The following is a 272-nucleotide window of genomic DNA, read 5'->3' as shown; positions in this document are numbered from 1 at the left end:
CGGAAATGGTCTGCACTTTTCGGTTGCCAAAGAGTGTACTTTTATTTTGCCAAACACATACAAAGTAACTTTATCCACCAAAAGGGGAATCAATACATCAATACTATAATAAAAGGTCAACCCCAAACTTTATTTGCTATGAAGCGAATCAATGCTGGGCCGGACATATCCAGCAAGGACCTGGTTCGGGTGATGGAAAGATAGAAGCGTATACTTAACTCCCATCCAAAAAGGGGTGAACTGTGACCCGCAAGATGGACACTTGAAAAAAG

The 272-nt window shown here is 41.5% G+C and carries 1 protein-coding gene; it reads left to right on the top strand.

Annotated elements, in window-relative coordinates; all coding sequences use genetic code 11:
- A partial coding sequence (locus tag SB754_RS20355; RefSeq protein ID WP_410784176.1) for a hypothetical protein occupies positions 1–204 on the top strand: 204 nt, incomplete at its 5' end.
- Positions 205–272 lie beyond the last annotated feature (68 nt).

Source organism: Leifsonia sp. SIMBA_070, assembly GCF_046534635.1.
In the GTDB taxonomy this organism is placed as follows: domain Bacteria; phylum Actinomycetota; class Actinomycetes; order Actinomycetales; family Microbacteriaceae; genus Leifsonia.
This window is presented reverse-complemented; position numbering and strand designations above follow the sequence as displayed.